The following is a 13,196-nucleotide window of genomic DNA, read 5'->3' as shown; positions in this document are numbered from 1 at the left end:
CCCGGCTCTCCGTGGATGCCCAGGCCAAGGGCGACCTGCCCCTCGGGCACGGTGAACAGGGGTGCCGCCTGTCCCGGCAGGGTGCAGCCGTCGAAGGCCAGCCCGAAGGACACGGTCCGCGCATTGGCGCGTCCGGCCAGATCCATCACCGCGTCCAGGTCCAGGCCCGCCTCGGCCGCGGCACCGGCGATCTTGAAGACCAGCAGGTCACCCGCCACGCCCCGCCTGCGCGCCGCGTCGGTCGCGGGCGCGCTGGCCACGTCATCGGTCACGGCCAGGATGCGCGCATCGATCCCTTCGGCGCGCAGACGTTCGGCAGCGGCGCCAAAGTTCAGCACGTCGCCCGCATAGTTCCCAAAGCCCAGGATGACGCCTCCGCCCAGGTCCACCGCCCGCGCCACCCCGACCACCGCACTGGTCGAGGGTGACGCGAACACGTCCCCCGCCACCGCCCCGTCGGCCAGGCCCGGACCGACATAGCCCAGGAACGCCGGATAATGCCCCGACCCTCCGCCCACGACCAAGGCCACCTTGCCCGGCGCCCCCGCATGGGCGCGCAACGCGCCGTGCGGGACGGGAATGACCCGGTCGGCATGGGCGGCACAGAACCCCGCCAGCGCGGTCGCGGCGAAATCCTCGGGGCGGTCCACGATCTTGGTCATGGCAGGGTCCTTCTCTGCGCCAGGATGCGGCGGATGTAGTCGCGGTTCTCGGCGCAGACCCCAAGTCCGTCGCCGCCGTAATGCTCGACCAGGAAGGGGCTGGAAAAGCCCAGGTCCAGCGCGGTGTTGATCGCCGCACGCCAGTTGATGGTGCCGCCCATCATGGGCGCGGGATGGGACAGGATGACCCCCGACGGGTCGGTCATCCGGTAGTAGTTCTTGACGTGCCAGTAGCCCGCGAAGGGCGCACACAGCGCGATCATCTCCGTCCAGGGCTGCACGGGCCGATGCAGGCGGATCAGGTTGCCGATATCGATGTTCAGCCCGACCGACGGGAGGTCCACGTCGGTGACGAAGGCGACCGCGTCGGAGGCGGTGCCCAAATAGGTGTCCTCGTACATCTCCAGCGCGACGTGGATGCCGCGATCGGCGGCGTGGCGGCCCAGGTCGCGGATGCGGGCAACGGCCAGGGCGCGGGTGGCGGGGTCGTCGGGGTTCGTCACCCCCGGCTCGGTCCAGAACCACAGGGCGGCGCGCTGCGCGTCGCTCAGCGGGCCGAACAGGCCAAAGCTGACATGCCCCGCGCCAAGATCGGCGGCGCAGTCGATGACACGATGGCAATAGGCCAGATGGTCGCCACCCTGCACCGGGTCGATCACGCTGCGCCGTGAGGTCGAGATGGCCGGAACGGTCAGTCCCAGGTCACGGCAAATCGCCACGAACCGCGCCCGTCCAGCATCGTCCAGATCGGCCAGCCTCAACCAGCTGTCGGTCGGATCGACTGCATCGAACCCCGCCGCCGCGACCTGCCCCAGATCGCGTGCCCAGGCGGCCGGCCCGGCATCCTGGACGGATGCGAACGGGATCATCGCACAGGCGATGGGCCAGTCCTGCGGCGTCCAACGCATGGTGTTCCCCGACATCGATCCCCCTCCCGAATCACGTCCCGGGTTCTTGCTAGCACGGCCCCAAAAGCGTATCAATAATTCTGTATACAGCACACAGAAGGCAATATTGACTTGCCACCCCCTCCGTCATAGCCAGAGACAGACGCGCCAACGGAGACGCCGGTGACCGACATGTCAGACACAGACGCCCGCATCGAACGCCTGCCCCTGCTGGACGCGATCCTGTCGCGGCTGCGCGACATGATCATCGAGGGGCAGCTGCCACCCGGGACCCGCCTGAACGAGGGCCAGATCGGTCAGCAGCTGGGCGTGTCCCGCACGCCGCTGCGCGAGGCGATCAAGTACCTGGCATCCGAGGGGCTGGTCGAACTGGTCCCGGCACGGGGCGCGGTGGTCAAGCAGTTCGGCGCGCGCGAGGTCCGCGACATGCTGGAGGTGATCCGCATCCTGGAGCAGCAGGCGGGGATCATCGCCTGCGCACAGGCGACGGATGCGGGCATCGCGGGCGTGCGGGCGCTGCATGACAGGATGCTCGACTGCTATGCCCGGCGCGACCGCATGGCCTATTACAAGCTGAACCAGGCGATCCATACGGCCATCGTGGCACTTGCCGACAACGGTGCCCTGTCCGAGGTGCATGCCCGCCTGCAGACCCGGTTGAAGCGCGTCCGCTTCATCGGGCACGAAGGTGCGGAAAAATGGGCCAGCGCGGTCGCCGAGCACGAACGGATGATCGCGGCGCTGGAGGCGCGGGATTCGGACGGACTGTCGGACATCCTGGGCCGCCACCTGACCCTGGCGTGGGAGCGGGTGCGCGACGACCTGCCTGCGCAGACATGAAAACACCCCGCGCAGGGCGAACCTGCGCGGGGGGACCGTCAAAAGATATTACCAGGAAAAGTCGTCGCTGCTCATCTGGTTCAGGCGGAAATCCTCGATGACCAGCTGGTTGGGGCCGAAACTCAGCACGACGTCGGACCCGCTCTGCACGGCGGCGCCGCGGATCTGGGCATAGTTGTCGACATTGGCCAGGGCGCGCAGGTCGATGTCGTCGTCGCCGTTCTCGAAGTCGGTGATCCGGTCGCGCCCGCCGTTGAAGACGAACACGTCCGCCCCCTCGCCGCCGGTCATCGTGTCGTTGCCCAGCCCGCCGTTCAGCGTGTCGTTGCCCTCTCCGGCGATCAGGCGGTCGGCGCCGAAGCCCGCGATCATCCGGTCGTCGCCCTCGCCCCCGGTCAGGATGTCGTTGCCCGCCCCCGACGCCATGCGGTCGTTCCCATCACCGCCGTCCAGCGTATCGCGCCCGGCGCCGGCGTACAGGACGTCGTCGCCATCGCCGCCCCAGATGCGGTTGTTGCCGTGGCCGGCGGCGACGATGTCATTGCCCTCGCCCGCGGCGATCACGTCGTTGCCCGCGCCCGCCCAGATGCGATCGTTGCCCGAGCCGCCGGACACGCGGTTCGCGCCCTCGCCGGCCCAGATGCGGTCGTTGCCCTCGCCTCCGTCGATCGTGTCGTTGCCACGAAAGCCATAGAGCGCGTCGTCGCCCGACCGGCCATAGATCAGGTCGGCCACGTTGGTGCCGGTCAGGCGGTTGTCGTCGTCATTTCCGAACAGTCGTGCCATGGGGTGCATCCTTCTGAAAATCCCGGCGCCGCGGCGATCTTGCGACGGGGCGCGACGCCGGTCCCCGTTGCACGGACGGCCTTTCGGGCCATTCGACAGCAGAACGGGACGACGGGTCGTTCTATTCCATAACGACGGAAAAAATCAGCGGCGGTGCAGCTTGGCCGACCGCGCGACCAGCATCTTGCGGCGCAGGGGGGTCAGGTGATCGACATACATCCGCCCGGCCAGGTGGTCGATCTGGTGCTGGACGCTGGTGGCCCACAGGCCGACGAAATCGCGGTCCTCCTCGACGCCGTCCTGGTTGAGGAACCGCACCGTGACCGCCCGGGGGCGGCTGATCGGGGCCGAGACGCCGGGCAGGTTGGGGCTGGCCTCCTCGTGCTCGCGCAGCTTGACGCTGGCATGCAGGATCCGGGGGTTGGCCATGCGGACCGCCTGTCCGCGCGGTCCCGAGGCATCGACGACGGCCAGCGCCATCATGATGCCGATCTGGGGCGCGGCCAGGCCCACGCCGGGCATCGCCTCCATGGTGTCGACCATGTCGTCCCAGATCATGCGGACGGATTCGGTGATCTCTGCCACCGGCGCGGCGGGGCGGTGCAGGCGGGGGTCGGCATAGGGCAGGAACGCGCGCGCGGCCATGGTCAGTCCTTCACGATCAACAGGCCGTCCAGGTGATCGACCTCGTGCTGGGCGATGCGGGCGGCGGGACCCTGCATGTCGCGCACCTGATAGCGGCCGTCCAGATCATACCAGCCGATTCCGATGGCGGCGGGGCGCATGACCTCGACGGGGCCGCCGGGAATGGACAGGCACCCTTCGGGCGCGGTCTCAGTCTGCGGCGACCTGACCAGGATCTCGGGGTCGATCAGGACCAGGGGGGCGGGCGCGCCGTCCTTCCAGCCGGCATCCATGACGAAGATCCGGCGCAGCACGCCGATCTGCGGGGCGGCCAGGCCGCGGCCCTGGGCGTGATACATGGTGGCCAGCATGTCGGCGGCCAGCACGCGCAGTTCGGGGCCGGTCATGTAGCCGGCGGGTTCCGCGCGCAGGCGCAGGCGCGGGTCCGGCCACAGGACGATGTCGCGCAGGGTGCCGCGGCCAAGATCCCCCGGCAGGTCGGGGCGCATCCAGCCGCTGGCACCCGTGCGATCAGGCACGGGCCAGGTCCCGCTTCAGCTTGACCATCTTGCGGGTGATCATCTGCCGCTTGATGGCGGAGAGGTGATCGATAAACAGCACGCCGTCCAGGTGGTCCAGCTCGTGCTGGGCGCAGGTGGCCCACAGCTCGTCGAACTCGCGTTCGTGGGTCTTGCCGTCCAGCCCCAGCCAGCGCATGCGGATCTGCGCTGGGCGCGTGACCTCTCCGTACTGGTCGGGAATGGACAGGCAGCCCTCCTCATAGGTGTTGGGCGTGTCCGACGCCCAGTTCACCTCGGGGTTGACCAGCACCAGGGGCGCGCGCGGCGCCTCGGGGTCGCGGTTGGCATCCATGGTGAAGACGCGCAGGCCCACGCCGATCTGCGGCGCGGCCAGGCCGATGCCGGGCGCCTCGTACATGGTGGCCAGCATGTCCGCGGCCAATGTCTCGATCTCGGGCGTGATGCGGGCGACGGGTTGGGCCACCTTCTTCAGGCGCGGATCGGGATGGATCAGGATGGGTCTCACACTCATGGCAAGGGATTTAGGGCAAGCCTTCACCATAAGCAACAACCCCGCTAGGCTAGGGTGACGCAGCCCGCAGGAGCCCCCATGACCCAGCCCGATTTCGACCGCATCATCGACCGCCGCGGCACGCATTGCAGCAAGTGGGACGACATGCAGGCCGCATACGGCGTGGGCGCCGATGACGGCCTGGCCATGTGGGTGGCCGACATGGATTTCGCGCCCCCCGCGGCGGTCCAGGCGGCGGTGGACCGCGCCGCGGCGCATGGCGTCTATGGCTATCCCGGCGCGAACCCGCCCTATCTGGCGGCGATCGGCTGGTGGATGGCGCATCGCCACGGCTGGCAGATCCGGCCCGAATGGGTGTTGACCTGCGCGGGGCTGGTCAACGCGGTCGCGATGGCGCTGAACGCCTATACGCGGCCCGGCGACGGGGTTGTCGTGATGGCGCCGGTCTATCACGCCTTCGGCCGGGTGATCCGCGCCGCCGGCCGCGACCTGGTCGAGTTGCCCCTGGCGATGACCGACGGCCAGTACGCCCTGGACTGGGACGCGTGGGAAGGGATGCTGACCGGGCGCGAACGGATGATGATCCTGTGTTCGCCGCACAATCCCGGCGGCCGCGTCTGGTCCGAAGCCGAACTGCGCCAGGTTGCCGATTTCTGCGACCGCCACAACCTGATCCTGATCTCGGACGACATCCATGCCGACCTGGTCCTGCCGGGCGGCCCACGTCACCGGATGATGGCGACCGTGGCACCCGACATCCTGCCGCGCCTGGTGACGCTGACCGCCGCCACCAAGACCTTCAACATCGCGGGCGCCCATATCGGCAACGCGATCATCCCCGACCCCGACCTGCGGGCGCGGTTCCAGGGCGCGCTGGCTGCCGCGGGGATCTCTCCGGCGATGCTGGGCCAGGACATGGTTGCGGCCGCCTATTCGCCCGAGGGCGCGGCCTGGGTCGATGCGCTGGTCGATTACCTGGACGGCAACCGGCGGATCTTTGATCAGGCGGTGAACGCGATTCCCGGTCTGCGGTCGATGCCCCTGCAGGCGACTTATCTGTCCTGGGTCGATTTCCGCGACACCGGCATGACCGACGCGGAAATCACCCGTCGCATCCAGGACGACGCCCGGATCGCGGCCAATCACGGCGCGACCTTCGGGCTGGGCGGCGACGGGTTCATGCGCTTCAACATTGCGACGCCGCGGGCGCGGGTGATCGAGGCGGCGGATCGGCTGCGCGCGGCCTTCGCCGACCTGCAGTGACGCGGGCGCGGTGCCCGGCCCCGCGGGTGCCGGCCGCCGCGCCCGCGTTGCAACCCGTCCCGCACCGACCTATATAGCGCCAAACCCGAACCCCAAAGGCATGCCGCATGGTCTATCTGGATTTCGAAAAACCGCTCGCCGATATCGAGGGCAAGGCCGAGGAACTTCGCGCCATGGCCCGCAAGGGCGACGGCACCCTCGACGTCGAGAAGGAGGCCGCGGCGCTGGACCGCAAATCGTCGGACCTGCTGCGCGACCTCTACAAGACCCTGGACCCCTGGCGGAAGACGCAGGTCGCCCGCCATCCCGACCGCCCGCATTGCAGCGACTATATCCAGGCGCTGTTCACCGAATACACGCCCCTGGCGGGCGACCGCGCCTTTGGCGACGACCACGCAGTGATGGGCGGCCTGGCGCGTTTCAACGACGCGCCCTGCGTGGTGATCGGCCATGAGAAGGGCAACGACACCAAGTCGCGCATCCACCACAATTTCGGCATGGCCCGCCCCGAGGGATACCGCAAGGCGATCCGCCTGATGGACATGGCGCACCGTTTCGGCCTGCCCGTGATCACGCTGGTGGACACGCCCGGCGCCTATCCCGGCAAGGGTGCCGAGGAACGGGGGCAAAGCGAGGCGATCGCCCGCTGCACCATGAAATGCCTTGAGATCGGCGTGCCGCTGGTCAGCGTCATCATCGGCGAAGGCGGGTCAGGCGGGGCCGTGGCCTTTGCCACCGCGAACCGCATCGCCATGCTGGAGCATTCGATCTATTCGGTCATCTCTCCGGAAGGTTGCGCGTCGATCCTGTGGAAGGACGCCGAAAAGATGCGCGACGCGGCCGAGGCGCTGCGCCTGACCGCGCAGGACCTGAAGAAGCTGGCCGTGATCGACCGCATCATCGCCGAACCCCTGGGCGGGGCGCAGCGCGCACCCGATGAGGCGATCGCCGCCGTGGGTGCCGAGATCACCGCGATGCTGGCCGAGATGTCGGACATGAAACCCGACCAGCTGATCAAGGACCGCCGCGCCAAGTTCCTGGCGATGGGCTCCAAGGGGCTTGCGGCCTGACGCACACAATACTGTGACCGACCTGCAACAGCCGCCCCGTCTTGGGGCGGCTGTCGCGTTTTGCCGTCTTGCGCGAAATGCAAGGCTGGGCCAGCCTGCACTCCTGCCCGCAACGCATGCGCGAAAGGAGGGGCTCATGACATCATATGCCAATGCCCCCGCCCTGACCCGCACCGGTTCGATGCGTACCTTGTCGTCGCGACAAGGCACCTGATCGCCGCAAGGCAGACCCCGCTGACATCATGACCTGACACGACCGCGATTCGCGGGCCTGTCCGCATGGCGTCATCCCTTCCCTGAACCCCATCGACCGCACAAGGCACCGCCCTGTCCGGTCCCCATATCCGGAGACTGACGATGATTGCCGATCTTCATCCGCAAAGCGCCCGCCTGCGTCCCGCGATGCACCGCCTGATCGCCCGACACGGCGCGACGGCGGTCTTATGGGCCGCGATCCGCGCGGCGCTGCTGCCACGGCGCAGGCGGCCGCGGCCGCCCGATCCGTACCTGATGTCCCCGCACATGCGGCGCGACATCGGGCTGCCGCCGCAGGGGCCGCATGTCCCGCGCTACTACGAGCTGAGGTGAGAGCGGTTCCGGGCGGCGTCATCCGCGTCGCCCGGTTCCGGCAGGACCAGCCCGGCCTCGGCCATCAGGCGATCTGAATGGGTCTCGATCTCGGCCCGCAGGCGGGGCAGGAAACCCTCCGCCGGGATGGCGGGATCGATGGGCGGCAGGAACTCGACCACCGCGCGGCCGGGGCGGATGCCCCACCCGCTGCGCGGCCAGAACATGCCCGTGTTCACCGCGACGGGCACGACCGGCAGGCCGGTCCCCTGACGGATCGTGGCCACACCCTGCTTGTAGGGCTTGCGCTGGCCCGGCAGGGTGCGCGTGCCCTCGGGATAGATGATCAGCTGCCCCAGCCCCTCGGCGGACAGGCGCTGGTTGATGGTGCTGCTGATCGCGGCCATCGCGTCGCGCCCGCGCGACCGGTCGATGGGAATGCAGCCGGTCTTCCACGCGTACCAGCCCATGACCGGGACGCGCATCACCTCGCGCTTCATGATGAAGGCGCGGCGGGGAACGGCATGGGCGATGACCATGATGTCCCAGAACGACTGGTGCTTGGCCGCGACGATGCAGTCATGGGTCGGCGGCGTGCCGCGGATCTCGCAGGTCAGGCGCAGGTGGATGCGCGCGGCCCAGACCATGTAGGCGATCCAGCGCGTGGCGATGCGGTTCGCGCCTGCCCGCCCGTGGCGCAGCGCAGGCAGACCCAACAGGCCGATGATCAGCGTGGAGCAGGCGACATGGACATAGAACAGCACGTTCTGGACGTACTGCCAGGGGGTCAGCGCGCCGGGACGCGCCCCGTCGGTCATCGCACGGCCTCCAGCATCTTCAGCGCCGCCCACCGCGTGGCGACAAAGCCCACCCCCGCCGCGATCAGCGGGATGGTCAGCGGCATCAGCCAGTCGGCGCCCTGAAAGCCCAGCCCGGTCAGGAACCCGCCCGCGGCGCTGGCATCGGGCAGGATGGCGATCGCGCCCATGCCCAGCACGGTGCCGACGGCGGACCCCATCGCGGCGCGCCGGGTGAACCGACGCACGAAGGCCGTGGCGATGGTCAGGTCGCGCGCGCCGATCAGGCGCAGAACGCGGATCACCTGGACGTTCGCGGCCAGCGCGGCCTTGGCCGCCAGCGTGATCATCGCGGCCGAGGCGGCCCCGATCAGCATCAGCGACACAATGCCCAGCATCCGCAGCCGGTTCGCGGCCGAGACCAGCGGCCGGCGCCATTCGGTGTGATCGTCCAGCACCGCGCCCGGCACCTCGGCCTCAAGGCGCAGGCGCAGGCCCTCGGCATCGAACTCGCCCTCGACGGGCAGGTCGATCAGGGCGGGCACGGGCAGCGCGTCCACCGGCATGTCCGGCCCGAACCACGGCTCCAGCAGCTGGGCCAGTTCGTCCTCGGGCAACAGCCGCGGGGTGCCCGCGCCCGGCGTGGTCTGCAGGATCGACAGCGCCGATTGCACCAGCGCGTCCTGTTCCGCCACCGGCGCGCTGACGCGGACCGTCACGCTGCCGGCAAGTTCGGAGGACCAGCGGTCGGCCAGCCGCCCCGTCGCCAGCGCCAGCGCCAGCGCGAACACCGCCAGGAACGCCATGGCGCCTGCGGAAAACAGCGTCAGCTGCGCCGTGAACCCGGTCGGCGGCACGATGCGGTCGCCGGCGCCGTCCTTGTCACCCGTCAGGCCCTGCCACAAGCTTCCGATATTCAGCCGTCCCATCAGAGATCCGCCCCCGCCAGATGCAGGCTGCCGCCGGTGATCCGCAGGACGCGCGCCGTCACCTGCGCCTTGGTGGCGCGGATCAGGTTCAGGTCATGGGTCGCCACCAGAACGGTCTTGCCCGACTTGTTCAGCTCGATCAGCAATTGCATCAGCCGCATGGACATGTCCCAGTCCAGGTTGCCCGTGGGTTCATCCGCCAGCACCAGGTCCGGCGACAGGATCACCGCGCGGGCCAGCGCCGCCCGCTGGCGCTCGCCGCCCGACAGCGACGGCGGCAGGGCGCGGGCGTGCTGGGACAGCTGGACCCAGCCCAGCAGATCGCGCAGCGCGTCCATGTCCACCTCCTCTCCGGCGATGGAGAGGGGCAGCGCGATGTTCTCTGCCAGGGGCAGATGGTCCAGGAACTGCGGGTCCTGGTGGACCACGCCCACGCGGCGGCGCAGATCGGCGATGCCGTCGCGCGACAGCCCGCGCATGTCCTGGCCAAAGGCCGTCATCTGGCCCGAACTGGGCAGAAGATCCGCAAAGCACAGCCGCAGCAGCGTGGTCTTGCCCGACCCGGACGGTCCGGTCAGGAAATGGAACATGCCCGGCTGCAGGGTCAGCGTCATGCCCGACAACAGCTCGTCCTGGCCCTGATAGCCGAAGCCGACATCCCGCATCTCGATCAAGCGCCACCTCTTTTCCGCTGCGACCCGTCTGGTGCGGGCCCTTGGCGCCCGGCGCGACTTGGAAGCCGGACCCGCGCTTGATAGAACAGCCGCACGATGAATGCGAGGGTGGCATGGCTGAATTCAAGTTGATCTGTCCGGGTTGCCGCGCCGAATATGCGCTGCCCCCCGACGCCATTCCCCAGGGCGGCCGCGAGGTCGAATGCCCCGCCTGCGGCCATGTCTGGCAGGCCCATCCCCCGGCCGCCGGGGGACGGCTGGATCTGGGCCGGTTCTTCAGCAGGCGCCCCGACCAGGACGAGACGCCCCGACCCCTGCCGCCGGCCCGCACGCGCCTGTCCCCGGACGTGCTGGACATGCTGAAAAGCGAGGTCGATCACGAACGCCGCCTGCGCGACGCCGAACAGCAGGACGACCCGCGCCCCGGCGCCGAGGAGATCGACTGGCCCGCGACCACCGTGACGCTGCCCCCAATGCCCGCGGCCCTGCCCCCGCCGTCCCCGGCCATCGCAGCGCCGATCATCGCGGCGCCGGTCATCGCGGCGCCGAACCACGCGATTCCAGATGCGCCCCGCGCCCAGGCCCCCCGTGGCCCTGACGCCCGTGACGCCCGTGACGCCCGTGACGCCCGTGACGCCCGTGACGCCCGTGAACCGGAACGGCGCCAGCCGGACCTGCGCCAGCCCGAATTGCGCCAGCAGGCCGAAACCACGGTGCATCGCCGTGCCACGGTCACGCCCATCCGGGTGATGCGCCAGGGCCGCGGCTTCGGCGCGGGCATGACGATCGCCCTGCTGGCGGCTGCAGTGGTGCTGGCGGTCTATCTGCTGGCCCCGGTGGCCGAGACGCGCGGCTGGCCGTTGTCGGGGACGCTGGCTGCGGCGCGCGACGGGCTGGATGCACTGCGGCTATGGCTGGCGACCCGCGTCGGCGGCTGAGCCGTCAGAACCGGTCCAGCAACCGGCCCAGGTAATCGCGTTCGTCCTGCGGGCGGTCCGGCTGCCCGCTGCGGCGGCGGATCTCGTCCAGCAGGTCGCGGGCACGGCGTGCGGGGTCCAACCCCTCGGCCAGCGGATCGCCGTTGGTAATGACATTGCCGCCACCCATGCTCTCGCGGCCCAGGGGGTCCAACTGCGGCCGACCCTGATAAGGCTGCCCCTGGCTGCCCTGCGCCGACTGGCCGGGTTGCTCGCCGGGCTGCTGCCCCTCGCCGCCCTGCTGGCCCTCCTGCCCCTCCTGGGCCATCATGTCGCCCAGGGCGCGCATCCCCTCGCGCATGGATTGGATCGCATCGGCCTGGCGCTGCATCGCGCCGGCCATGTCGCCGTCTCGCAGGGCCTGTTCGGCTTCCTCCATCGCGCGCCCGGCCTCGTCCAGCTGGCGCCGCGCGGCGTCGCCCTCGGGTGACCCCTGCCCGGGCATCAACCCCTGCTGCTGGCCCAACTCCTCGCGCAGCGCGCGCTGGCGGTCGGCCATGCTGCCGCCGTCCTGGCCCTCGTCACCGGGCTGCTGGCCTTGGCCGAACTGGCGCTGCATGTCGCGGAACGCCTCGTCCGACAGCTCCTGCTGCTCGCGCAGCGTGTCGGCAAGGCGGTTCATCGGCTGGCTACCCTGCCGGCCCTCTCCCTCGCCCTGTCCCTGGCTCTGCTGAACCTGCAGGTTCTCCATCATCCGGTTGAATTGGTCCAGCAGGGCCTCCGCCTCGGCCATGCGGCCCTCGTTCATCAGGCGCTGGATCTCGTCCATCATCTCCTGGATCTGGTCTGCGGTGATGGTCTGGCCCTGCTGGCCGCCCCGGTCGGGGCTGTCGGCCTGATCCTGCGGCTGGCTTTCCTGCGCCAGCATGTCGGTATAGGCGTCGGTCGCCTCGCGCAGCTCGTCCATCAGCCGCTGGACCTCGTCGGGGCTGGCCCCATTGCGGATCGCCTCTGACAGGCGCTCCTGCGCGGCGCGCATCCGTTCCAGCGCATCCGACAGACCGCCATCCTCCAACAGGATCGCGGCCTCCCATAGGGCCTCGGCCAGACGGTCGCGGGCTTCCGGGGTCAGGTCGTCCCCGTCCAGCAGCCGCACCGCCGCGCGCAGCTCGGCATACAGATCGTCCTCGACGAACCCCTCGGGCTGCCAGGTGACGGCGCGCAGGATCTCGGCGCTGCGCCCGGCATTCTGGCGCGACCACAGCAGGTCGCGGCGCAGCTCGATCAGGGTGGCCGCGAACGGATCGAAGAACCGCCGCCCCGGCAGGGGCAGCGCCATCGGGTCGGACTGGCCCGCCTGGTCGATCCCGTCCACCGCGCGCAGTGTGACGGTCACGGGCAGGTTGGCCCAGGGGTGGCGCGACAGGTCCTCGGCCAGCTGTCCCTGCACATCACGGCGGTCGCCCCGTGGCAGGGGCAGGTCCAGCGCCACCGGGTCGCGCGGCTCGGGCGCGACGGTCAGGCCAAAGCGGCGATCGACCGCGTCCAGGTCCAGCGCGATGACCGCCTGAGCCGAGATGACGCCGTGATCGTCCCCGGCCTGGTAATCCTGGATCATCCGCCCGTCGGCGCGGCGCGTGGGCGCGGCGCCCGCGCGGATCACCGGGACGGCATCGGGCTGTACGGTGACGGCGAAACGACGTCCCTGGACGTCGATGCTGCCAGAGCGGTCGGCCCGGAATGCCGGCGCCGTCGGATCGTCCGACGTGACAGGCCCGATGTCCTGGGTCACCTCTGCCCCCTGGGCATAGAGGCGAAAGCTGACCGTGCTGCCCTGGGGCAGGTCCAGCACTTGCCCCTCGTCCAGGGCGTTCAGATACAGGGTCGGGCGGCGGGTATAGGCAGGTGGTTCGGCCCAGCCCTCCCAGACGGGGCCCTGCGGCGGCGCGGCGCCCGGCTGCGGCGTGGCCATGGTCGCGGCCAGGGCGCGCAGACCCAGGCCCATCTGGCCCGCCCCCCCGAAGATCAGCGCCATCACCAGCGCAACCAGCCCCGCCAGCCGCAGGGCGAACGGGTCGCGCCGGGCAAGGTCCGCATCGGGGCGCA

15 protein-coding genes are annotated in these 13,196 nt (G+C 70.0%); 5 read left to right on the top strand and 10 right to left on the bottom strand.

Translation table 11 applies throughout. From position 1 onward, the window contains the following. Both TW83_RS09290 and TW83_RS09285 read right to left on the bottom strand, forming a co-directional pair. Nucleotides 1–662: dihydroxyacetone kinase subunit DhaK (locus TW83_RS09290; protein WP_045982492.1), on the bottom strand; the 662-nt coding region annotated here is incomplete at its 3' end. Next, nucleotides 659–1,570, bottom strand: a complete 912-nt coding sequence (locus TW83_RS09285) for a sugar phosphate isomerase/epimerase family protein (RefSeq protein WP_239441313.1) — start codon at nt 1,568–1,570, stop codon at nt 659–661. The genes TW83_RS09290 and TW83_RS09285, both read right to left, overlap by 4 nt. Nucleotides 1,571–1,741: 171 nt before the next feature. Here TW83_RS09285 and TW83_RS09280 point away from each other — a divergent pair, with 171 nt between their 5' ends. Continuing rightward, a complete protein-coding gene (locus tag TW83_RS09280; RefSeq protein WP_045982495.1) occupies nt 1,742–2,410 on the top strand; it encodes a GntR family transcriptional regulator in 669 nt (222 codons plus the stop codon). Between the two features lie 48 nt (nt 2,411–2,458). On the opposite strand, the gene TW83_RS09275 is transcribed toward TW83_RS09280, so the two are convergent. From TW83_RS09275 to def (TW83_RS09260), 4 genes are all read right to left on the bottom strand, one after another. Next, nucleotides 2,459–3,196, bottom strand: a complete 738-nt coding sequence (locus tag TW83_RS09275; RefSeq protein WP_045982490.1) for a calcium-binding protein — start codon at nt 3,194–3,196, stop codon at nt 2,459–2,461. Between the two features lie 144 nt (nt 3,197–3,340). Continuing rightward, on the bottom strand, nt 3,341–3,841 hold the full coding sequence (gene def, locus TW83_RS09270) for a peptide deformylase (RefSeq protein ID WP_045982489.1): 501 nt from the start codon (nt 3,839–3,841) through the stop codon (nt 3,341–3,343). Between the two features lie 2 nt (nt 3,842–3,843). After that, a complete protein-coding gene (gene def / locus TW83_RS09265) occupies nt 3,844–4,359 on the bottom strand; it encodes a peptide deformylase (protein WP_239441312.1) in 516 nt (171 codons plus the stop codon). After that, entirely contained in the window at nt 4,352–4,873 is a 522-nt protein-coding gene (def, locus tag TW83_RS09260; protein ID WP_045982488.1) for a peptide deformylase, read from the bottom strand. The genes def (TW83_RS09265) and def (TW83_RS09260) overlap by 8 nt, the downstream gene beginning before the upstream one ends. Nucleotides 4,874–4,951: 78 nt before the next feature. On the opposite strand from def (TW83_RS09260), the gene TW83_RS09255 reads away from it, so the two are divergent. From TW83_RS09255 to TW83_RS09245, 3 genes are all read left to right on the top strand, one after another. Next, nucleotides 4,952–6,136, top strand: a complete 1,185-nt coding sequence (locus TW83_RS09255; protein WP_045982487.1) for a MalY/PatB family protein — start codon at nt 4,952–4,954, stop codon at nt 6,134–6,136. A 107-nt stretch (nt 6,137–6,243) separates the two neighbouring features. Then, nucleotides 6,244–7,206, top strand: a complete 963-nt coding sequence (locus tag TW83_RS09250; RefSeq protein WP_045982486.1) for an acetyl-CoA carboxylase carboxyltransferase subunit alpha — start codon at nt 6,244–6,246, stop codon at nt 7,204–7,206. A 357-nt stretch (nt 7,207–7,563) separates the two neighbouring features. Further along, nucleotides 7,564–7,794: a hypothetical protein gene (locus TW83_RS09245; RefSeq protein ID WP_045982485.1), complete on the top strand. Its 231-nt coding sequence runs from the start codon at nt 7,564–7,566 to the stop codon at nt 7,792–7,794. On the opposite strand, the gene TW83_RS09240 is transcribed toward TW83_RS09245, so the two are convergent. From TW83_RS09240 to TW83_RS09230, 3 genes are read right to left on the bottom strand one after another with little or no spacing between them, the layout of a single operon-like run. Next, a complete protein-coding gene (locus TW83_RS09240; protein ID WP_045982484.1) occupies nt 7,779–8,591 on the bottom strand; it encodes a lysophospholipid acyltransferase family protein in 813 nt (270 codons plus the stop codon). The two genes, TW83_RS09245 and TW83_RS09240, sit on opposite strands and share 16 nt — an antisense overlap. Further along, the gene (locus TW83_RS09235; RefSeq protein ID WP_045982483.1) at nt 8,588–9,499 is read right to left on the bottom strand and encodes a cell division protein FtsX; all 912 of its coding nucleotides are present in this window, start codon (nt 9,497–9,499) and stop codon (nt 8,588–8,590) included. Before TW83_RS09235 ends, TW83_RS09240 begins: the two co-directional genes overlap by 4 nt. After that, the gene (locus TW83_RS09230; RefSeq protein ID WP_045982482.1) at nt 9,499–10,173 is read right to left on the bottom strand and encodes an ATP-binding cassette domain-containing protein; all 675 of its coding nucleotides are present in this window, start codon (nt 10,171–10,173) and stop codon (nt 9,499–9,501) included. Before TW83_RS09230 ends, TW83_RS09235 begins: the two co-directional genes overlap by 1 nt. 113 nt (nt 10,174–10,286) lie before the next feature. Between TW83_RS09230 and TW83_RS19335 the strand changes: the two genes are divergently transcribed. Further along, nucleotides 10,287–11,111 carry a zinc-ribbon domain-containing protein gene (locus TW83_RS19335; protein ID WP_052714794.1) on the top strand — a complete coding sequence of 275 codons (825 nt, stop codon included), beginning with the start codon at nt 10,287–10,289 and terminating at the stop codon, nt 11,109–11,111. A 4-nt stretch (nt 11,112–11,115) separates the two neighbouring features. On the opposite strand, the gene TW83_RS09220 is transcribed toward TW83_RS19335, so the two are convergent. Then, a partial coding sequence (locus TW83_RS09220) for a DUF4175 family protein (RefSeq protein ID WP_045982481.1) occupies nt 11,116–13,196 on the bottom strand: 2,081 nt, incomplete at its 5' end.

Origin of the sequence: Paracoccus sp. S4493, from assembly GCF_000967735.1 — a bacterium.
Lineage (GTDB): Bacteria > Pseudomonadota > Alphaproteobacteria > Rhodobacterales > Rhodobacteraceae > Paracoccus > Paracoccus marcusii.
This window is presented reverse-complemented; position numbering and strand designations above follow the sequence as displayed.

Coding starts and splice junctions, on each gene's coding strand:
- TW83_RS09235 (WP_045982483.1), bottom strand. CDS start 9,499: ATGGGACGGCTGAATATCGGAAGCTTGTGGCAGGGCCTGACGGGTGAC.
- TW83_RS09255 (WP_045982487.1), top strand. CDS start 4,952: ATGACCCAGCCCGATTTCGACCGCATCATCGACCGCCGCGGCACGCAT.
- TW83_RS09240 (WP_045982484.1), bottom strand. CDS start 8,591: ATGACCGACGGGGCGCGTCCCGGCGCGCTGACCCCCTGGCAGTACGTC.
- TW83_RS09275 (WP_045982490.1), bottom strand. CDS start 3,196: ATGGCACGACTGTTCGGAAATGACGACGACAACCGCCTGACCGGCACC.
- TW83_RS09250 (WP_045982486.1), top strand. CDS start 6,244: ATGGTCTATCTGGATTTCGAAAAACCGCTCGCCGATATCGAGGGCAAG.
- TW83_RS09245 (WP_045982485.1), top strand. CDS start 7,564: ATGATTGCCGATCTTCATCCGCAAAGCGCCCGCCTGCGTCCCGCGATG.
- TW83_RS09285 (WP_239441313.1), bottom strand. CDS start 1,570: ATGCGTTGGACGCCGCAGGACTGGCCCATCGCCTGTGCGATGATCCCG.
- def (WP_045982488.1), bottom strand. CDS start 4,873: ATGAGTGTGAGACCCATCCTGATCCATCCCGATCCGCGCCTGAAGAAG.
- def (WP_045982489.1), bottom strand. CDS start 3,841: ATGGCCGCGCGCGCGTTCCTGCCCTATGCCGACCCCCGCCTGCACCGC.
- TW83_RS19335 (WP_052714794.1), top strand. CDS start 10,287: ATGGCTGAATTCAAGTTGATCTGTCCGGGTTGCCGCGCCGAATATGCG.
- TW83_RS09280 (WP_045982495.1), top strand. CDS start 1,742: ATGTCAGACACAGACGCCCGCATCGAACGCCTGCCCCTGCTGGACGCG.